The sequence below is a fragment of the Streptomyces griseorubiginosus genome, assembly GCF_036345115.1.
Lineage (GTDB): Bacteria > Actinomycetota > Actinomycetes > Streptomycetales > Streptomycetaceae > Streptomyces > Streptomyces griseorubiginosus_C.
Genome location: NZ_CP107766.1, coordinates 7,774,519 through 7,793,873 on the forward strand (window position 1 = coordinate 7,774,519; position 19,355 = coordinate 7,793,873).

The 19,355-nt window shown below is 69.2% G+C and carries 16 protein-coding genes; 11 read left to right on the plus strand and 5 right to left on the minus strand.

The features are described from left to right. Positions 1–210: 210 nt before the first annotated feature. The 5 genes from OHN19_RS35145 (at position 211) to OHN19_RS35165 (ending at position 4,775) form a co-directional block, all read left to right on the plus strand. Entirely contained in the window at positions 211–1,800 is a 1,590-nt protein-coding gene (locus OHN19_RS35145; protein WP_330268059.1) for an ATP-binding protein, read from the plus strand. Further along, on the plus strand, positions 1,797–2,204 hold the full coding sequence (locus OHN19_RS35150; RefSeq protein WP_007380839.1) for a roadblock/LC7 domain-containing protein: 408 nt from the start codon (positions 1,797–1,799) through the stop codon (positions 2,202–2,204). Before OHN19_RS35145 ends, OHN19_RS35150 begins: the two co-directional genes overlap by 4 nt. Continuing rightward, a complete protein-coding gene (locus OHN19_RS35155; protein WP_330268060.1) occupies positions 2,201–2,626 on the plus strand; it encodes a DUF742 domain-containing protein in 426 nt (141 codons plus the stop codon). Before OHN19_RS35150 ends, OHN19_RS35155 begins: the two co-directional genes overlap by 4 nt. Further along, positions 2,607–3,227 carry a GTP-binding protein gene (locus tag OHN19_RS35160; protein ID WP_330268061.1) on the plus strand — a complete coding sequence of 207 codons (621 nt, stop codon included), beginning with the start codon at positions 2,607–2,609 and terminating at the stop codon, positions 3,225–3,227. The genes OHN19_RS35155 and OHN19_RS35160 overlap by 20 nt, the downstream gene beginning before the upstream one ends. A 111-nt stretch (positions 3,228–3,338) precedes the next feature. Then, a complete protein-coding gene (locus OHN19_RS35165) occupies positions 3,339–4,775 on the plus strand; it encodes a cytochrome P450 (protein ID WP_330268062.1) in 1,437 nt (478 codons plus the stop codon). Positions 4,776–4,793: 18 nt separating this feature from the next. On the opposite strand, the gene OHN19_RS35170 is transcribed toward OHN19_RS35165, so the two are convergent. Next, on the minus strand, positions 4,794–5,735 hold the full coding sequence (locus OHN19_RS35170) for an RluA family pseudouridine synthase (RefSeq protein WP_330268063.1): 942 nt from the start codon (positions 5,733–5,735) through the stop codon (positions 4,794–4,796). Between the two features lie 751 nt (positions 5,736–6,486). Between OHN19_RS35170 and OHN19_RS35175 the strand changes: the two genes are divergently transcribed. Both OHN19_RS35175 and OHN19_RS35180 read left to right on the plus strand, forming a co-directional pair. Further along, positions 6,487–7,536 (plus strand): terpene synthase family protein, encoded by a 1,050-nt coding sequence (locus tag OHN19_RS35175; RefSeq protein ID WP_330268064.1) that lies wholly within the window; start codon positions 6,487–6,489, stop codon positions 7,534–7,536. 58 nt (positions 7,537–7,594) lie between these two features. Then, complete coding sequence (locus OHN19_RS35180; protein WP_330268065.1) at positions 7,595–8,956, plus strand: cytochrome P450; 1,362 nt, start codon at positions 7,595–7,597, stop codon at positions 8,954–8,956. Positions 8,957–9,047: 91 nt separating this feature from the next. Here the strand turns inward: OHN19_RS35180 and OHN19_RS35185 are convergent, their stop codons facing one another. The 3 genes from OHN19_RS35185 to OHN19_RS35195 form a co-directional block, all read right to left on the minus strand. Further along, on the minus strand, positions 9,048–10,625 hold the full coding sequence (locus OHN19_RS35185; RefSeq protein WP_330268066.1) for an amino acid permease: 1,578 nt from the start codon (positions 10,623–10,625) through the stop codon (positions 9,048–9,050). Positions 10,626–10,953: 328 nt separating this feature from the next. Next, the gene (locus tag OHN19_RS35190) at positions 10,954–11,799 is read right to left on the minus strand and encodes a siderophore-interacting protein (RefSeq protein WP_330268067.1); all 846 of its coding nucleotides are present in this window, start codon (positions 11,797–11,799) and stop codon (positions 10,954–10,956) included. Between the two features lie 92 nt (positions 11,800–11,891). Then, the gene (locus tag OHN19_RS35195) at positions 11,892–12,821 is read right to left on the minus strand and encodes a 5'-3' exonuclease (protein WP_330269779.1); all 930 of its coding nucleotides are present in this window, start codon (positions 12,819–12,821) and stop codon (positions 11,892–11,894) included. Positions 12,822–13,034: 213 nt separating this feature from the next. On the opposite strand from OHN19_RS35195, the gene OHN19_RS35200 reads away from it, so the two are divergent. From OHN19_RS35200 to OHN19_RS35215, 4 genes are all read left to right on the plus strand, one after another. Continuing rightward, positions 13,035–14,084 carry a betaine/proline/choline family ABC transporter ATP-binding protein gene (locus OHN19_RS35200; RefSeq protein WP_330268068.1) on the plus strand — a complete coding sequence of 350 codons (1,050 nt, stop codon included), beginning with the start codon at positions 13,035–13,037 and terminating at the stop codon, positions 14,082–14,084. Further along, positions 14,077–16,683: an ABC transporter permease/substrate binding protein gene (locus OHN19_RS35205; protein WP_330268069.1), complete on the plus strand. Its 2,607-nt coding sequence runs from the start codon at positions 14,077–14,079 to the stop codon at positions 16,681–16,683. Before OHN19_RS35200 ends, OHN19_RS35205 begins: the two co-directional genes overlap by 8 nt. A 294-nt stretch (positions 16,684–16,977) precedes the next feature. Continuing rightward, positions 16,978–17,547, plus strand: a complete 570-nt coding sequence (locus OHN19_RS35210) for an XRE family transcriptional regulator (protein ID WP_330268070.1) — start codon at positions 16,978–16,980, stop codon at positions 17,545–17,547. Continuing rightward, positions 17,544–18,263, plus strand: a complete 720-nt coding sequence (locus OHN19_RS35215) for a helical backbone metal receptor (RefSeq protein ID WP_330268071.1) — start codon at positions 17,544–17,546, stop codon at positions 18,261–18,263. Before OHN19_RS35210 ends, OHN19_RS35215 begins: the two co-directional genes overlap by 4 nt. On the opposite strand, the gene OHN19_RS35220 is transcribed toward OHN19_RS35215, so the two are convergent. Next, the gene (locus tag OHN19_RS35220; protein ID WP_330268072.1) at positions 18,175–19,299 is read right to left on the minus strand and encodes a TDT family transporter; all 1,125 of its coding nucleotides are present in this window, start codon (positions 19,297–19,299) and stop codon (positions 18,175–18,177) included. The genes OHN19_RS35215 and OHN19_RS35220 overlap by 89 nt on opposite strands. Positions 19,300–19,355: the final 56 nt, after the last annotated feature.

Sequence of the window (19,355 nt, forward strand, 5' to 3'; positions counted from 1 at the left end):
CGCGATGACTCACCGTGTGCGAACGATGCCTGAGCGTGTAAATGGACCGAGGGTACTCCAGGCGCGATGTCCGTTTCAGGCGCTTGCTGAATATGACACGGCGATGATCCGGTCGGACTAAGCTCGCCCGCAGCGCACCGAGTTGATGTGTATTCGTGCGCTTGTTCCCTATATGTACGACTCCCCGTCGATACGTCTCAGAGGGCCCACATGGTGAGTGTTCAGTCCCCCCCAGGACGGCGTGAACTGCCGTATGCGCGCGTGCTGTTGCTCCCCGCCATAGTCATGGCCGCGGCGACCGGGGCCGCCGTCGCGGCAGTGCAGGAGCCCGCGAGGGTCGCCGTCGGGTTGTGCGGTGCCGTTGCCACGTTGCTGGTGATCGCGGTGGGAGCCGAGGCCGTACGGCGGGGCCGTGTCCTGCGGGACGTCCGCGTCGAACACACCCGGCACACCGCCCATCTGGAGCGGCGGATCGCCGCCCACGAAGAGGACATGAACCGCCTCGCCGAGGAGATCGCCCCTGCGGCACTGCACTGGATGCGCCGCGGGAATTCGCCCGGAGAGGTGATTCGTCGACTCGGTGACATCGACCCGGCGTGGAGCAATCTGCCCGACGCACAGCAGCGGTTGCTCAAGACGGTGCTCGACATCGTCGACACCGAGGAGGTCATGCGCGACGCCGCGCAGCGCTCCTTCGTGAACATCGCCCGCCGCGTCCAGGCCATCGTGCACCAACAGGCCAACGAACTGCGGGAGATGGAGGAGGACCACGGCCGCAACCCCGAGGTCTTCGACGACCTCCTGCGCATCGACCACGGCACCGCGCTGATCGGCCGGCTCGCCGACTCCATCTCCGTCCTCGGCGGCGGCCGCCCCGGCCGCCAGTGGCCCGAGCCCGTCGCGCTCTACAGCGTGCTGCGCGGCGCCATGTCCCGGATCCTGGAGTACCGGCGCATCGACCTGACCTCGATCGCCAAGGTCAACGTCAAGGGCACCGCCGTGGAGCCCGTGATCCACGCGGCGGCCGAACTCCTCGACAACGCCACGCGCTACTCCCCTCCGCAGAGCAAGGTGCACGTCACCGCCACCGAGGTGCAGACCGGCGTCTGCATCGAGATCGAGGACGCCGGCGTCAGCCTCAGTGAGGAAGCCCGGCTGCGGGCCGAGGGCATGCTGGAGCGCGCCAAGGCCGGCGTCGACCTCCAGGACCTGGGCGAGTCGCCGCGTCTCGGCCTCGCGGTCGTCGGCCGGCTCTGCGCGGCGTACGACATGCAGGTCTCCCTTCGCGCCTCGGCGTACGGCGGTGTCCGCGCGATCCTCGTCGTGCCCAGCGACATGCTCACCGACGAGCCCGGCGTCGGTCTCGCCCACGGCATCGGCGCCACCGCCGTGCCCAAGGCCGAACTCGGCGCCCTGCCAGGCCCCAAGCGCACCATCAAGAAACGCCGACCCACCAGCCCCAAGTTCACGACCCCGGTGTCCATGGAGGACGAGGTCCCCGAGGTCACCGAGTGGACGGCGAACGGGCTGCCGCAGCGCCGCAGCAAGGTCAAGACCCCGCTCGCCCAACGCTACGCAGAGCAGGCCGAGATCGAACGAGCCGAGCGGGAAGGCCGCCCGACCGTCTGGTCGACGGCCCGTCGCGAGCCCGAGCCCGAGAAGAAGCCGGACGACACTCCGCCGGGCCTGTGGGTCCAGGCGTTCATGGACGGCCTCAAGCGCCCCACCGCTTCCACAGCCAGTCAGCCGACCGACGAACCGGCCCGAACCGAGGCCGAAGACGAGGGGAACCTCAAGTGATCCAGCAGCGAGGCAACTTCGACTGGATGCTCCAGGACCTCGCCAAAGGCGTACCGGGCATCCAGATGATCGTGGTGCTCTCCGCCGACGGCCTGCGCATCGCCCGGCACGGCGGCGACCCGGACACCGCCGACCGTGTCGCCGCGGCCTGCGCGGGACTGCAGAGCCTGGCGGGCGCCGTCGCCGGGGAGATCCCTGGGAGCGACGGCAAGATGAAGATGGTTCTCATCGAGATCCACGGGGGCTATTTCTATCTGATGGCCGCCGGCCCCAACGCGTACCTCGCGGTGCTCTCCGACATCATCACGGAACCCGGTCATATGAGCGCCCGCATGAGCGACCTGGTCGTCCGTATCGGCGCGCACCTGACCAGTCCGCCCCGGCGCAATGGGCAGACCGTATGACTCCTCCGCAACGCCGACGGCGATTCCCCAAACCCGGCCCGGAACAGCCCCCTGCGCCTCCGCAGCAGGAGGGCCAGGACCCTCCCGAGGCACCGAAGAAGAACCCCGAGCGGCTGTACGTCATTACCGGCCCCGACGGGGCCGAGCGCTCGGAACTCGACCTGGTCACCTTAATCGTGGCGCACGCCGACCCACCGCCCTCCGCCACGCCCGAGCAGGCGGCGCTGCTCAGGCTCTGCACGGCCCCGCTGTCCGTGGCCGAGCTGTCCGCCTATCTCAGCCTGCCGTTCAGCGTGGTGACCGTCCTGCTCACCGAGCTGCTGGCGGCCGAACTGGTAACGGCGCGCGCCCCTGTGATCCGCCAGGCGCTGGCCGACCGTTCCCTCCTCGAAGCGGTGATGCATGGACTTCAAAGGCTCTGACACGATTCCCGGTCCACGAACAGAGGACCACCTCCCGAAGACCGCACAGGCCGCGGTGAAGATCGTCATCGTGGGCGGCTTCGGCGTCGGCAAGACGACCATGGTCGGCTCCGTCAGTGAGATCAAACCGCTGACCACCGAAGAGACCATGACCCAGGCGGGCGTGGGGGTCGACGACAACTACGGCTCCGAGTCCAAGACGGCCACCACCGTGGCGATGGACTTCGGTCGCATCAGCATCACCGAACAGCTGGTGCTCTACCTGTTCGGCACCCCGGGCCAGGAGCGCTTCTGGTTCCTGTGGAACGGCCTCTTCGAAGGCGCACTCGGCGCGGTGGTGCTTGTGGACACCCGCCGCCTCGAAGTCAGCTTCGACGTCATGGGCCGGCTGGAGGAGCGCGGTGTCCCCTTTGTCGTCGCCGTCAACACCTTCCCGGACGGCCCCCGTTACGACATCGCGGAACTGCGCACCGCGCTCGACCTGAGCGAGGACATCCCGATCGTCGAGTGCGACGCGCGGCGCAGGGCTTCCAGTCGGGACGTGCTGATGACGTTGCTGCGGTTCCTGCACTCGCTGACGACGCAGAAGGCGCCGGCGTGAGCCGGACACCGTCGCCCCACGACCCAACTTCCCGTACAGCAGATCTACTTCAGTTCCGGAGCGAGCATCGTGACGTCTGAATCCCTTTACCCGTCCGGCACGGACCACGCCATGTCCGCCCCGCCCCCCGGCTGCCCCGCGCACGGCATCGGACCCGGCGGGCTGCGTCGGTTGTACGGGCCCGATGCGGAGGATCTCGGAGCGGTGTACGAAGAGCTGCGTGACCGGTACGGCACCGTGGCTCCTGCGCTGCTGCACGACGACGTGCCGATCTGGGTCGTGCTCGGCCATGGCGAGAACATGCACATGGTGCGCACACCATCGCAGTTCTGCCGGGACACCCGGCAATGGAGCGCTCTGCAGGACGGCACCATCAAGCCCGACCATCCGCTCATGCCGCACATCGCGTGGCAGCCCATCTGCTGCCACGCCGAGGGCGACGAGCATCTGCGGCTGCGCGGTGCGGTCACCGGCGCCATGTCGACCATCGACCACCGGGGCATCCGCCGCTACGCGAACCGCGCGACCCAGCTGCTCGTCAACAAGTTCTGTGAGGACGGCAGAGCAGACCTGGTCAGCCAGTTCGCCGAGCACCTGCCGATGGCGGTGATGTGCGAGATCCTGGGCATGCCCGAGGAGTACGGCGAACGCATCGTGCAGGCCGCCCGCGACATGCTCAAGGGCACCGAGACCGCCATCGCCAGCAACGCGTACATCATGGACGCCCTGACCCGGCTCACCGTCCGCCGCCGAGCCGAGCCCAAGGAAGACTTCACCAGCCACCTGATCAACCATCCGGCGCGGCTCACCGACGAGGAGATCAGCCAGCATCTGCGGGTCGTCCTGATCGCCGCGTACGAGACCACCGCCAACCTCCTCGCCAACGTACTGCGCGTGGTGCTCACCGACCCGCGGTTCCGTGCTCAGCTCAACGGCGGTCAGATGACGGTGCCCGAGGCGGTCGAGCAGTCCCTGTGGGACGAGCCTCCGTTCAGCACGATCCTCCCCTACATCGCCAAGCAGGACACCGAGCTGGGCGGTCAGCGGATCCGTACGGGCGACGCCCTTCTCTTCGGTATCGCGCCGGGCAATGTCGACCCGCGCGTCCGTCCCGACCTCAAGGCCAACATGCAGGGCAACCGCTCCCACCTGGCCTTCGGCGGCGGCCCCCATGAATGCCCGGGACAGGACATCGGCCGTGCCATCGCCGACGTAGGCGTCGACGCTCTGCTGACGCGTCTCCCCGACGTTCAACTTGCCTGTGCGGAGGAGGAGCTGAGCTGGCGGTCCTTCATCCTGAACCGGCATCTGGTGGACCTGCCGGTGAAGTTCGAGCCGAAGCCTCAGCAGGACACACAGCAGCCCTCTCTCAACCCGATGCCGCTGCAGCGTTCCGCCAACTGGCAGGTCGGCACCGTACGGACGGAGTCGGCCGCACCACAGCCCACCACTCCGGAGCCCGTCCCCGATGCGTCGGTGGCGGCGTCCCAGCCGGTCGACCGATCGAGCCTGCTCCGACGCTTCCTGCGCTGGTGGCGAGGGGAGTGACCGGAACGGACTCCGGACTCACGCGGCCCACGCGTCGTACGAGGACCAGGATTGCAGCACCCGTGGGCTGACGAACCGGTGCTCGCGCCCCGTGACCGGATCGGTGAATTCCAGTACCTGCGCCAGCAGTTGGAGCGGGCGTCGGAAGTCACCCGCGGCCACGGGGTCGGTCACCACCGGATAGAGGGGATCACCGAGGATCGGCACCCCCAAGGTGCTCATGTGCACTCTCAGCTGATGCGTCTGCCCAGTACGCGGTGTCAACCGATACCGGGCGAGCTCACCTCGGTGCTCCAGCAACTCGACGGTGCTGACGGCGTTGGTCTCACCCTCGACCTCGCGGGCTGCCGGCACCCCGCGTTCCTTGAGGATCCGGCTGCGGACCGTGCGCGGCAGTTCCAGTGCCGGGTCGTAGGGGGCGACAGCCTCGTAGACCTTCGTGACCCGCTTGTCCCGGAACAGCGCCTGGTACGCGCCGCGCTCCTCGGGCCGTACGACGAACAGCACGAGCCCGGCCGTCAGCCGGTCCAGCCGGTGGGCCGCGCCCAGAGCCGGCACCCCCAGGTCGCGCCGCAGACGTGCCAGGGCGGTCTCGGCGACATGGCTGCCGCGCGGGGTGGTGGCGAGGAAATGCGGCTTGTCGGCCACCACCACGTGGTCGTCGCGGTACATGACGTCGATCGGGAAGGGCACCCGCTCCTCGTCGGGCAGTTCCCGGTGGAACCACACGAACATCCCCGGTACGTACGCCGAGTCCGCGGACACCGGACGCCCGGTGGCGTCCACGATCCCACCCGCGGCGAACATGTCGTCGATCAGGTCGGCTCCGGCCGCGAGCCGTGCTACGAGATGATCCCGTACGGTCGCGCAGACCTCTCCGGTCGGCAGCTTCAAACGCACCGCATCCACTCCGTCACGCTGCGGCAGGGGAGAAGGCGGGGGTGGTGTACGGCGTCTCATCACGAGCAAGGGTAAGAGGTCCGCAGCGGGAAGCGGCGCCGTGTGGGGCGCAGTGCCTCCGTGTTCGACGCGCCCGTGCTCCGGCTCAGCGCCACAGGCTCCGGCGCGGGGGCGCGTTCGGCAGTGCACGAGTTCGAATGGCCGGGCGGCGCGATTGCGTGATCACCTACGCGCTCCTGTGCGCCCCCACGCGATCGCTTGTACCCGTGTGACCGGCTTGCGTCTACTGGGAGTCGTCCGCAACTCCATGGCCTCGCAACATCCTTAGCCCTGATGCCGTAGACCTCGTGGGAGTCGCCATGGTCACCGCTCAGCCATCAGTCTCAGTCCGTGATCTCGAACGCCTTCGCACGACGCGCAGAGGCTTCGGGCCGCGACCGGTTCATGGCGGCGCAGCCTGTTCGTTCGGTGATCCGGCACTCGCCCGAGGTGGCCGACCCGACCAGCGGCGCCCCTGCTAGCCACGGTCCGGGCGGGCGCATATGCCGTCGTGACGGATCGGGTGGCGCACACTTCCGGTCAGAACCGAACTGCGATGTGATGAAAGGGCGTACGACCGGAGCAAGCGCGTTCAGATCGCGCCATCACGGAAGGGGGAGTCTGTGCCGTCGCGCGCCGTGATCACTGCCGCACACGCCTTCTCGGCGCTCGCTCGCGAGTGAGAACCGACAGCGCGGACGGAAACACCCCTGCACAAGCCCGTGAGGACCGCTTGTCCATCCACTCCGGCGCTACAGACATGGAGGACTCAGTGCTCGCCACGATTCCGACGTATGCGGACCCCACACCCCCTGCCGTAAGCCCGTACGCCCAGCGGATCGAGGAATACGTCCGCACGCTCGGATGGAGCCTTGGGCTGACAGAGACGGAGGACGGTCGGGCGCGGTTGGAGGCAGGTTACGGGAACTTCGTCGCCTGGACCTATCCGGAAGCCTCGTTTCGTGACCTCTGCCTCTGCGCGGAATGGCTTTTCTTCACGTTCATACTGGACGACCTGCACACGCTGAAGATCTATGACGAACCGGAAGCGTGGATGCCCGTCCACCGTCGTCTGATGGACATCATCAACAACGGAGAGGACCCCGCCCCTCCACGGGAGCGAACCCCTTTCACCAAGGCGCTCACGAACCTGTCCGTCCGTACGCGCGAAAGGCTCTCACCCGGTCTTCGCACCCGACTGAACCGACACCTTGACCTGTTCTTCCAAGGGTTTGCCGAGGAGTCCGAGAACCGGTTCCGTGGCACACCCCCGGGTATCGACAGTTTCACCCATACCAGGCGGTTGTCCGTGGGCATGGAGTTCGGGTTCGACCTGGTCGAGCTGAGTCAGGGCGTGGAGGTGCCGCAGGACATCTACGAGATGGGCCTGTTCCGGGAGATCGTCGAAGCAGCGAGCGATGTGGTCGCCTGGCAGAACGACCTGCACTCACTTCACCTGGACCAGCAGCGCGGTGACTTCCACAACGTTGTCATCGTCATGCAACACGCCGATGGAATGTCGCTCCAGGACGCCATCGACTCGACGGTCGCCAAGGTGCGGGGCCGAGTGGCCGACTTCCTGGCGGCCGAGGAGAAGCTCGTGCCCTTCCTGGAGGCCCGTGGCCTGGCACGTGCCGACTGCGAGGACATCCTGAAGGTCACCGCCGGAATGCGGCAGTGGACCAACGGATGTCTGCACTGGTACCAGAACACCACTCGCTATGCGATTCCCACCGCTCCGGGCGAACTGGACCAGCAGCACGACCATCTCCAGGTGCTGCTCCCGAGGCTGGATCATGTTCCCCGGCAGAGTTGCCGTTGAGTAATCGGTTCGCCGGCCCGGCCACATCCTGGATCGACAAGAAGGGGAACCAAGCGCTATGGCAACGAACCATGGAGGCATCACTCGCGCGCCCGGGGGTCTGCCGATCATCGGGCATCTGTTTCCGTTGCTCCGCGATCCGCTGCGTTTCCTGAACACCCTGCCCGCCCACGGCGATCTGGTGCAGATAAAACTCGGTCCGCAGACGGCCGTCGTGGTCTGCCGTCCTGAACTCGTTCAGGAGGTTCTGCTGAACGACCGAATATACGACAAGGGCGGGCCGATCATAGAACGGGTCGGTAACGCTCTCGGGGACGGCATCGCCTCCTGTCCGCACAGTGCTCACCGAAGGCAGCGGCGCAGCCTTCAGCCGGCCTTTTCGCGCACCTGTCTGCGCAAGTACGCCGGCATCATGACCGACCGGATCGACGCGCTCGCCACGGGGTGGAGTGACGGTGAGACCATCGAGGTGGGCACGCAGATGTATGCCCTCGCGAGCGACACCATCGCCCGGACGTTGTTCAAAGCCGAAGCCGCGGCACCCGCGGTGGACGCCGTGACCACGAGCCTTCCGGACATCTTCCGGGGCATCTATCAGCAGGCCGTCCTCCCACCCCTGTTGCGGAGCCTGCCGCTTGCACCGAACAAGCGCTACGAACGGGCCCGCAACCGGGCATGGGCCGCGGTCAGTAAGACCATCAGCCTGTATCGCCAAGGTGGTGAGGCCCACGGCGATGTGCTGTCGATGCTTCTCAGGACACGAGACGACGAGGGAGCGCCCCTCGACGACCGCGAGATCCACGCCCAGATCATGACCCTGCTCGTCGCGGGCATCGACACCACGGCAGTGGCTCTCACCTGGGCAGTCCACCTGTTGTGCCAACACCCGGACGTACAGGAGCGATTGCGCGCCGAGACGGCCGAGGTCCTCGGTGCCCGAACGGCAACCTGGGAGGATCTGCCCCGGCTGGACATGGCACGGAGGGTCATCACCGAGACGCTGCGCCTGTACCCCCCTGGGTGGATCTTCACGCGGACAACCACCACCGAAGCCCGGCTGGCGGACGCGGTGGTGCCGTCCGGTACCACCCTTGTCTACAGCCCGTATCTCCTGCACCACGACGCACGGTTCAACCCGCGGCCCGACAGTTTCGATCCCGACCGCTGGCTCCCGGAGCGGGAACAGGTCCGCGGTGCGCTCATCCCGTTCGGGGGAGGGGCGCGCAAGTGCCTCGGCGACAACTATGCGATGACCCTGGCGACACTGGCCCTGGCCACCATCGTGACCCGGTGGCGGCTCTCGCACGGTGACAGCCGGGTGCCCTCCGTCGAACCCCGTATGACCCTGTCGCCTCGCAGGGTCGAGGTCCGGGTGGAGAGCCTGGAGAGCGAGCACGTGACACAGAGCGTCCGGCCTTAGGCCACCGACACGGTGACGTGAGCGTGGGCGCGACGGGAGTCTGCTCCGTCGTGCCCACGCCGGTCGTCGCGCTTACCCAACTGGTGTCGCCTTATGGGACGGGTGTGGGCGGAGACGCGGCAAGCGTGGAGTCCGTCGCGCTGCGCCCGCGGCGAGCGCCCCGCACGCGGTACAGAGCCCCCAGACCCACCGTGATCAGCAAGAACAACACCGTGAACCACTGGAAGTACCAGTGGCCGCCCGCCGGGTCGTACACCGCTGCCCTTGGCCAGGCCAGGTTGACGGTCATGAGGAGGCCGTAGAGGAGGGCCAGGGCGTTGACCGGGATGCCCCAGCGGCCCAGGGAGAAGAGGCGGGCGCCTGTTTCGTCCTGGCCTGACGAGCTGAACTCGCCTCGTATGCGGCGGAGCAGCAAGGGGCCCGTGACCATCGCGTACGCCAGGTACAGCATCACGATGCAGGTCGTGCCGATCGCGAGGAACGCCTCGGGGGAGGCGAAGTTGAGGAGGAGCAGGGCGGCGGCGAGCGCGCCGACCACCAGGGCGGGGGCCGTGGGCATGCCCGTGCGGGGGTTGACCCGGGCGAGGCGGGCCGCGAAGGGCAGTTGGCCGTCGCGGGCCATGGAGAAGAGCATCCGGCAGGCCGCCGTCTGGATGGCCAGGGTCGCCACGGCGATCGCCACCACCACATCCGCCAGCAGGAGTTTGCCCACCCCGTCGCCGAGGCTGCTCGTCAGGACGTAGCTGAGGCCGTCGACCCCCAGGTGGCCGTCCGTGAGGCTGGGCGCGGCCAGGAGGCCGCCGAGAACGATCAGGCCGCCCAGCAGACCCGCCGCGCCCAGGGCGGTGAGGATCGTGCGCGGTGCCGTGCGGCGGGGGTTGCGGGTCTCCTCGCTCATCTCGCCCGCGCTGTCGAAACCGATCATCACGTACGCCGCCGTGAACGAACCGACGAGCAGAGCGCCGAACAGGCCGTTCTGCGCGGCGCCCTCGGTGTGGAAGGTGATGCTCGGGGTGCGCTCGGAGTGGGTCAGCAGCAGCACCACGATCAGCACCGCGCCGATGATCTCGGCGGTCACGCCGATCCGGTTGATCAGGGACATCACGCGGTTGTCCACGACGTTCACGAGGGTCGTCAGGACGAGGAGCAGTACGCCCAGGACCGCCGCGTTCGCCGCCCCGTCCGCCGAGGTGGGCGAGGGGTCGGTGCCGACCAGCTGGAAGCCGGACCAGATCGCCGGCAGCACCATCTGCAGGGCCAGCGCGGCCGCCGCGACGACCACGATCTGCCCGATCACCATGATCCAGCCGGCGAACCAGCCGAAGGTGGGGGTCGAGAGGCGGGTCGACCACTGGTAGATCGCGCCCGAGATGGGGTAGCGCGCCGCGAGTTCCGCGAAGCAGGCCGCGACCATCAATTGGCCGATCAGTACCGCCGGCCAGGCCCAGAAGAAGACCGGGCCGCCGAAGGCGTACCCGAAGGCGAAGAACTGGAAGACGGTCGTCAGGACCGAGATGAAGGAGAACCCCGCCGCGAAGGACGCGTACCGGCCCAGGCTGCGGTGCAGCTCCTGGCGGTAGCCGAACTCGGCGAGGGAGCGGTCGTCGGAGGAGGGAGAGGGGGAGTGCGGTGGATCGGGTCGGACGTCGGAGGGACTGGTCGTCGTCACGGCGGCACCTGCCTTCGGCGGGCGAATTCCTGTCGGGCGACAGAAATTAGGTAGGCGCTGTTTCGGGTGCGTGACGCGGCCGTGTCGGAAGTGGGCCCAAGTCCTCACGGCCCTGGGGGAGGCGCTCGAACAGGGGCGCTGAGTCCGTCGGAGCGATGCGGTGAGTCCGGCGGTGGTGATCCGGCGAGTCCCTGTCCGGCGCCGGGTGCCTGCCGCGCGCCCCCGGACACGGCGAAGCGGCGGCGCCCTGAAGGTGCCGCCGCCTGGGAGGTCGTAGCTCTGGCGAAGCCGGGCGGGCAGTGCGCCGCGCGCCGCAGGAGCCGTATGCCTAAGCCGCCGGTGTCCTGCTCTCCTGCTCCGCCTCGATGCGGGCGTTCCACTCCCGCTTGGAGGCCTGCCAGCCGTCCTCGTTGTGGCCCAGTCGCCAGTAGCCGGAGATCGAGAGGTCCTCGCGCGGGATCTCGCGCTCGACGCGCAGGAGGTGCCGCAGCTGCTTCACGAAGTGCGCCTCGCCGTGCACGAACGCGCACAGCCGGCCCTCCGGGAACTCCAGGGCGCGTACGGCCTCCACCAGCAGCTCGCCGACCGGCCGGGAGCCGCGGTGCAGCCAGACGACCTCCACGTCGGAGTCGATCTTCTGCTCCTCCTCCGGGCCGGCCACCTCGATGAAGGCGTGCGCGCGGGCGCCGTCGGGCAGCGACTCCAGGGAGCGGGCGATCGCGGGCAACGCGCTCTCGTCACCCACGAGCAGATGCCAGTCGGCGTCCGGGTTCGGGGCGTAGGCGCCGCCCGGGCCCATGAAGCGCACGGTCTCACCGGGCTGGACGCGCACCGCCCAGGGGCCGGCGAGGCCCTCGTCGCCGTGGATCACGAAGTCCAGGGTGAGTTCGCGGTGTTCGGCGTCCCAGTGGCGCACGGTGTAGGTGCGGGTCACGGGCCACTGCTCGCGCGGGAACTCCTCGCGGATGCGCTCCATGTCGAAGGGCTCGGGGTAGGTGACACCGTCGGCCGCGAAAAGGATCTTGACGTAGTGGTCGGTGCAGGTGTCCGCCGCGAACCCGGCGAGTCCGTCGCCGCCGAGCACCACGCGCTGCATGTGCGGGGTGAGGCGTTCGGTGCGGACAACCTGCGCGGAGTGAGGTTTCCGCGGCTTGCGTCCCGGTCCTTCTGCCATGGCGGCCTCCCAGTCCATATGCTTAGGCTTACCTAAGTTAGCATCAACCCCCCTGGCGATGGCGCGCCACTCGTGGAAAGCGCGAGCAATATTTACGCGCCCAGCGTCCCCACCAGCCGCTGCAACGACCCGCCCAACCCCCACCGGGTCGCCAGCGCGTCCAGCATCTCCGGATCGCGCGGCGCGCGCGGCAGCGCGGTCTCGACCCGTGGCAGCGGGACGTCACCGGCCACCCGCACGACCTTCGGCGCCACGGCGACGTACGGCCGCGACTCGTCCAGCCGCTTGCGCTGCGACGGCGTGAGCTTCGCCTTCGGGTCCTCGACCGCGGCCATGATCCCCGCCAGGTCCCCGAACTCGGCGAGCAGCTTGGCCGCCGTCTTCTCGCCGATCCCGGGCACGCCCGGCAGGCCGTCGCTCGGATCGCCGCGCAGCAGCGCCAGATCCGCGTACCCACGGCCGTCGACGCCATACTTCTCGCGCAGCCACGCCTCGTCGGTCAGCTGGAGCGTGCCGACGCCTTTGAGGGGGTAGAGGACGCGCACCTCGCGCTCGTCGTCCACCAGCTGGTACAGGTCGCGGTCGCCGGTGACGATGTCCACCGGGCCCTTCGCCTGCGCCGTGAACGTGCCGATCACGTCGTCCGCCTCGTACCCGGGCACGCCCACGCGCGCGATGCCGAGCGCGTCCAGGACGGCCTCGATGATCGGGACCTGCGGCGAGAGCGTGTCCGGCACCTCCTCCTCGTCCGGGCCGACCTCGTGCTCCTCGGCGACGCGGTGCGCCTTGTAGGACGGGATCAGGTCCACCCGCCACTGTGGGCGCCAGTCGGCGTCCATGCAGGCCACCAGCGCGTCGGGGTGGTGGTCCTTGACCAGGCGGTCGATGAATTCGAGGAGGCCGCGTACGGCGTTCACCGGCGTGCCGTCCGGCGCCTTCACCGACTCCGGCACGCCGAAGTAGGCACGGAAGTAGAGCGAGGCGGTGTCGAGGAGCATCAGTCGTCCGGTCACGCCTCGCATCATGCCGTACGCCACCGACAGCGGCCGCCGCCGCGTAACTCGTCCGGCGGGTGCGCGCCGCCGGGGGCATGTGTGCGTCCTGTGAACCAGGACACCGCTGTGTTTGGCCGAAAGGCTTATGGGCAGGCGCCGCCTCGGAGCGAGGCAGGTTGCACTTTCAACTGTTCGCGGCCCTTCGTCTCCCACCCAGTGGTCCCGAGACAAGAGGTACGCGTGTCATCAAGGCTTGAGGCAGAGCAGCTGTACAAGGTGTTCGGGAGACGGCCCGAGCAGGCCGTCGAGCGGCTCCGTGAGGGTGCCGACCGGGAGGGGCTGCGGGCCGAGGGCACCACCGCCGCGGTCATCGACGCCTCCTTCACCGTGGACCCGGGCCAGATCTTCGTCGTGATGGGCCTGTCCGGCTCCGGCAAGTCCACGCTGCTGCGCATGCTCAACGGCCTCCTGGAGCCGACCGCGGGCCACGTCCGCTTCGACGGCCAGGACCTGACCGCGCTCACCGACCGCGAACTGCGCGCCGTACGCGCCCAGAAGATCAGCATGGTCTTCCAGCACTTCGCGCTCTTCCCGCACCGCAGTGTCCTGGAGAACGCCGCCTACGGCCTCGCCGTCCAGGGCGTCGCCAAGGCCGAGCGCATCGAACGGGCCACCGAGGCGCTGGAGTTGTGCGGCCTGGGCGGCTGGGAGAAGTCCTGGCCCGACGAGCTGTCCGGCGGTATGCAGCAGCGCGTGGGTCTCGCCCGCGCCCTCGCCACCGACGCCGACCTGCTCCTGATGGACGAGTCCTTCAGCGCGCTCGACCCGCTGATCCGCCGGGACATGCAGGACCAGCTGCTCCAGCTCCAGACGACCCTGAAGAAGACCATCGTCTTCATCACCCACGACCTCAACGAGGCGATGCGGCTCGGTGACCGCATCGCCGTCATGCGCGACGGCCGGATCGTCCAGACCGGCACCGCGGAGGACATCCTGGTGCGGCCCGCCGACGACTACGTGGCCTCCTTCACCAAGGACGTCGACCGTTCCCGTGTGCTGACCGCGGCCGCGGTCATGGACACCGACCTCCACGGCGTGGACGCCGACTGCGGCTGTGCGGACGGCTGCGAGACCGCGACGCCCGACACGCCGTTCACCGAGCTCTGCGCGATCAGCGCGCGCTCGACGCACCCGGTGGCCGTCCTCGACGACGAGCACCGGCTCGTCGGGATCGTGCCGCAGCAGCGGCTCGTGGGCTTCCTCGGCGAAGCGGAGGCCGCCCATGCCTAGGATCCCGCTCGGCGACTGGGTCAACGACACCGTCGACTGGCTGCTCGACCACGTGTCCTGGCTCTTCGACTTCTTCAAGACCGTCTTCACCGGCACCTACGACGGTATCGACGCCGTCCTCCAGGCGCCCCAGCCCCTGCTCCTCGCGGGCATCTTCGCCGTGATCGCCTTCTGGCTGCGCGGCACCCTCGCGGGCCTCCTCACCTTCGCGGGATTCGCCTTCATCGACTCCCTCGACCTGTGGGAGGACGCGATGACGACCCTCTCGCTGGTCCTCGTCGCCACGATCATCGCGCTGGTCATCGCCGTGCCCGTGGGCATCTGGGCGGCCCGCTCCGACCGGGTCAGCGGACTCGTCCGCCCGGTCCTGGACTTCATGCAGACGCTGCCCGCGATGATCTACCTCATCCCGGCGATCCTGTTCTTCGGCACCGGCGCCTCAGCGGGCATCGTCGCCACCCTGATCTTCGCCCTCGCCCCCGGCGTGCGGATGACCGAGCTGGGCATCCGGCAGGTCGACAAGGAGCTCGTCGAGGCCGCCGAGGCCTTCGGCACCACCCCGCGCGACACCCTCCTGCGCGTCCAGCTGCCGCTCGCCCTGCCCACCGTGATGGCCGGCGTCAACCAGGTCATCATGCTGGGCCTGTCCATGGCCGCGATCGCCGGCATGGTCGGCACCGGTGGCCTCGGCGGTGACGTCAACGAGGCCATCGGCCAGCTCAACGTGGGTCTCGGCTCCGAGGCCGGGGTCGCCATCGTGATCCTCGCGATCTACCTCGACCGCATGACCAGCGCGCTCGGCACCCAGGTCTCCCCGCTGGGTCGCCGCGCCGCCGCCAAGGCCCGCGCGAGCCAGGGGCTCCGGATCTGGTCCTACCGCCCCCGTCCCCAGATCGCCGTGGTCGCCGTCGTCGTCCTCGCCCTCGTGGCCGGCGGCATGGGGGTCCTCGGTGGCGCCTCCGGCGAGGCCACGGCCGTCTCCGGCGGCAAGGACGTCGGCCAGGGCAAGAAGATCAGCATCGGGTACGTCCCCTGGGACGACGGTGTCGCCTCCACCTTCCTCTGGAAGGAGATCCTGGAGGAGCGCGGCTACCAGGTCGACGCCAAGCAGTTCGACGCCGGGCCGCTCTACACCTCCGTCGCCTCCGGCAACGTCGACTTCATGACGGGCGCCTGGCTGCCCACCACCCATGAGCAGTACTGGAAGAAGTACGGCAAGCAGCTCGACGACCTCGGCGCCTGGTACGACAAGACGTCTCTGGAGCTGACCGTCCCGTCGTACATGAAGGACGTCGACTCGCTCGCCGACCTCAAGGGCAAGGCCGCGCGGTTCGGCGGGAAGATCACCGGCATCGAGTCCAGCGCGGGCGAGATGGCCCTGCTCAAGAGCAAGGTCCTCAAGGCGTACGGCCTCGACAAGGAGTACGAGGTCGTCGACAGCTCCACGCCCGCCATGCTGGCCGAGCTGAAGCGGGCGTACGCCCAGAAGGACCCGATCGTCGTCACACTCTGGTCGCCGCACTGGGCGTACAACGACTACGACCTGAAGAAGCTCGAGGACCCCAAGGGCGCCTGGGGCGCGGGCGACGGCATCCACACGGTGGCCCGCAAGGGCTTCGCCGACGACGACCCGGTCGTCGGTCAGTGGCTGAAGAACTTCAAGCTGGACGAGAAGCAGCTCACCGGCCTGGAGGCCGAGATCAACAAGGCCGGCAAGGGCAGGCAGCAGGACGCCGTCCGCACCTGGCTGAAGCGGAACCCCGGCCTGGTCGACAAGCTGGCCCCGGTCCAGAAGACGGCGGCGGAGACCAAGCGCCCGGTGAACGTGGCCTGGTTCCCCTGGGACGAGGACATCGCCGTCACCTACCTGTGGAAGAACGTCCTGGAGAAGCGTGGCTACAAGCTGAACCTCAAGCAGATGGACGTCGGCCCGGTCTACACCGGCCTCGCCTCCGGCGACCTGGACCTCAACTTCGACGCCTGGCTGCCGTACGCGCAGAAGAACTACTGGGACCAGAGCAAGGACAGACTCAAGGACCTCGGCACCTGGTACCAGCCGACGTCCCTTGAGGTCGCCGTGCCCTCGTACGTCAAGGGCGTGAAGTCCTACGAGGACCTCAAGGGCAAGGCCGACCTGTTCGACGGGAAGATCATCGGGATCGAGCCGGGCACCGGCGAGATGAACCTCCTCAAGACCAAGGTCCTGCCGGGCTACGGCCTCGACAAGGAGTACGACGTCGTCGACGGCTCCACGCCCGCGATGCTGGCCGAGCTCAAGCGCGCCTACGCCAGGAAGCAGCCCGTCGCCGTCGTGCTGTGGTCCCCGCACTGGGCGTACAGCCAGTACGACCTGACCAAGCTGAAGGACGACAAGAAGCTCTTCGGCGAGGGCAACACGATCCGGACCATCTCCCACGAGGACTTCCCCTCGCGCTACCCGCAGCTCACCAAGTGGATCAAGGGCTTCCATATGACCGAGGCCGAGCTCGGCAGTCTGGAGGCCGAGATCAACAAGCGCGGCCAGGGCCACGAGGAGCAGGCGGTCGCCGCCTGGCTCCAGGAGCACCCGGAGATGGTCGGGCGGATGACGCCGTCATGACCGCTCCCTGAGCACGGTAAGGATCCGGCCAACCACATAGAGCTACGCCATCGCCCGAACTCTGGTGCCGACTAGGGGACTTGAAGGGTCGACGGCGGGTGCGTGACCGAAACCCGGCCCCCTGGGAACAATCCAGGGGGCCGTTCGGCTGGCGTGAAGTGTGAGGTACGGTCGCACGCCGTATGACATCGATGTGACGGCCGCATGAAACGGTTTGCCGAACATGCGTAGGGTGCAGACAACTCATCAGGGGACGTGTCCGAGGACCGACGAGCGGAGGAGGGAGCCGGAGCCATGGGCGACCACAAAGAACAGCCCCTTCGGGTCGGCGCCGCCGTGCGCCGCAGGCGCCGCGCGCTGGAACTCACCCTCGCCGTCGTCGCCGAGCGCAGCGGCCTCTCGGTGCCCTTCCTGAGCCAGATCGAGAACGAACGCGCCCGGCCCAGCCGCAGCTCCCTGGAGAAGGTCGCCGACGCCCTGCGCACCACGGCCGTCGAGCTCCTCGCCGCCGCCGACCCGGCGTGCAGCGTCGACGTCGTGCACGCCGAGGGCCCCGAGCCGGACTGCCTGCCCCGGATGCGCTCCCTGGTGCGCGGCCACCACCAGATGCACGCCCAGGAGTTCACCGGCGACCATGACGCCGGACGCGAGTTCCAGTACCGCAACGACCAGTTGATGTACGTCGCCGACGGCGCGGTGGACGTCGAGGCGGAGGGGCGCGCGTACCGCCTCGGCCGCGGTGACACCCTCTACCTCACCGGTGGGGTACGGCACCGCTGGCGGGCGACCGTGGCGGACACCCGCGTGGTGGTCGTCGCCGTCGCCGAGCACATCGAGGCTGTCCAGGACCGGCCGCGCCAGTGAGAGTCGTCTCCCTGGTCCCCTCGCTCACCGAGGCGATCGCCCGCTCGGCCCCCGGCGTCCTGGTCGGCGCCACCGACTGGTGCACCCACCCGGCCGACCTCGACGTCACCCGGATCGGCGGCACAAAGAACCCCAAGGTCGACCGGATCGTCTCCCTCGCCCCCGATCTCGTGATCGCCAACGAGGAGGAGAACCGCGAGCCGGACCTCGCGGCGCTGCGCGAGGCGGGCCTGGAGGTCCTGGTCACGGAGGTGCGGGACGTCCCGCAGGCCTTCCGGGAACTGGCTCGTGTCGTGGCGGCGTGCGGAGTGTCCGTACGGCCGCGCTGGCTGGACGAGGCCGAGGAGGCCTGGTCGACGCTCGCGCCCCCGCGACCCCGGCTGACGGCGGTCGTGCCGATCTGGCGGCGGCCCTGGATGGTGCTGGGCCGGGACACCTTCGCCGGCGACGTCCTGTCCCGCCTGGGCGTGGACCACCTGTACACCGGCCACCCGGACCGCTATCCGAAGGTGCCGCTGGAGGAGCTGCGGGCGGCGGCCCCGGACGTGGTCGTCCTCCCCGACGAGCCCTACCGCTTCACCCCCGACGACGGCCCGGAGGCCTTCCCCGGGCTGCCCTGCGCGCTCGTCAGCGGACGGCACCTGACGTGGTACGGGCCGTCGCTGGCCGAAGCACCGCGGGCGCTGGGCGAGGCCCTGCGAGCAGCGCTCCGCTGAGCAGGCCCCGCGCGGTGTGCAGGGCGGCCGTGCCCCAGGCGGTGACGAGTGCGCCGTAGAGCCCGACGGCCAGCCAGTCGTAGACGGCGAGTCCCGTGTGCCGGGCGAGCGCCTCGGCGCCCGTGACGCAGGTGCCCACCGGGAAGGTGAACGCCCACCAGGTCATCGAGAACCGCATCCCGTGCCGCCGGGCGCGGACGACGTGCGCGGTGGCGAGCCCGAGCCACAGCAGCGCGAAGCCCATGACGGGAACGCCGTAGAGGACCGCGAGGGCGCTGAAGCCCTGGCTGTACGGAGCCGGTACGACCCCGGGGGCCACGTCCGCGAACTTGCCGACGGCGGTGGTGGACTGGCCGAGCGGACCGAGGACCAGGAAGAGCGTCGGGGTGAGCGCGAGCGGGAGCGGACCGCCGGTCACGATCCGGGCGAAGACGAGCGGCAGCATGAGCAGGGTCGCGAGAAGACTGAGCCCGAACATCGCGAAGCAGGCCAGCAGCAGGGTCTCGCGCGGCTGCCCGGCCGGCAGGTGCGGCACGAGGAGCGGCCCGAGCGCTGCGGACACCATGGGTGCGACGACGGGCAGCAGCCACACGGGCGTGGCCTCGTGCGGCCGCACCTTGTGCCGTACGGCCATGAGGTACGGCACGACGAGAGCGGCCGCGAGCCCCACGGCCGTACCGGCGGTGAACAGCACGGCGTCGAGCGCGACCGCGGCCGTCGTCCCGATCCAGTACCGGCCGACGGTGAGGGCGCCGCCGCCGACCGCGAGCAGGGCCATCGCGAGGCAGCCGTAGAAGGGGGCCGTGGCGGGGTCGAGGAGATGGGCGCGGGCCTGGTCGGCGTGGTGGCGCCAGTGCAGGGCGCGGGCGCCGAGGAGGGCGAGCAGCAGGGCGAGGGACAGCAGCCAGACGGCGGCGCAGATCGTGCGCAGGCCGGGGAGGTGCACGGGGAGCGCGGCGCCGGCGCCGGCGACGATCGCGGTGCCCATGACGGAGGCGTACCAGTTCGGCCCGAGGTGACGGACGGCGGTGACCATGGCTCCACGGTGCCGTCGGAGAAGGGCCGCTACCAGGGAGTATGGCTCTATGAGGG

What these genes read in the sequence shown, in the direction of transcription:
- OHN19_RS35145 (WP_330268059.1), top strand. Translation starts at nt 211, where the DNA reads ATGGTGAGTGTTCAGTCCCCCCCAGGACGGCGTGAACTGCCGTATGCG.
- OHN19_RS35155 (WP_330268060.1), top strand. Translation starts at nt 2,201, where the DNA reads ATGACTCCTCCGCAACGCCGACGGCGATTCCCCAAACCCGGCCCGGAA.
- OHN19_RS35160 (WP_330268061.1), top strand. Translation starts at nt 2,607, where the DNA reads ATGGACTTCAAAGGCTCTGACACGATTCCCGGTCCACGAACAGAGGAC.
- OHN19_RS35165 (WP_330268062.1), top strand. Translation starts at nt 3,339, where the DNA reads ATGTCCGCCCCGCCCCCCGGCTGCCCCGCGCACGGCATCGGACCCGGC.
- OHN19_RS35170 (WP_330268063.1), bottom strand. Translation starts at nt 5,735, where the DNA reads ATGAGACGCCGTACACCACCCCCGCCTTCTCCCCTGCCGCAGCGTGAC.
- OHN19_RS35180 (WP_330268065.1), top strand. Translation starts at nt 7,595, where the DNA reads ATGGCAACGAACCATGGAGGCATCACTCGCGCGCCCGGGGGTCTGCCG.
- OHN19_RS35190 (WP_330268067.1), bottom strand. Translation starts at nt 11,799, where the DNA reads ATGGCAGAAGGACCGGGACGCAAGCCGCGGAAACCTCACTCCGCGCAG.
- OHN19_RS35195 (WP_330269779.1), bottom strand. Translation starts at nt 12,821, where the DNA reads ATGCGAGGCGTGACCGGACGACTGATGCTCCTCGACACCGCCTCGCTC.
- OHN19_RS35205 (WP_330268069.1), top strand. Translation starts at nt 14,077, where the DNA reads ATGCCTAGGATCCCGCTCGGCGACTGGGTCAACGACACCGTCGACTGG.
- OHN19_RS35210 (WP_330268070.1), top strand. Translation starts at nt 16,978, where the DNA reads ATGGGCGACCACAAAGAACAGCCCCTTCGGGTCGGCGCCGCCGTGCGC.
- OHN19_RS35220 (WP_330268072.1), bottom strand. Translation starts at nt 19,299, where the DNA reads ATGGTCACCGCCGTCCGTCACCTCGGGCCGAACTGGTACGCCTCCGTC.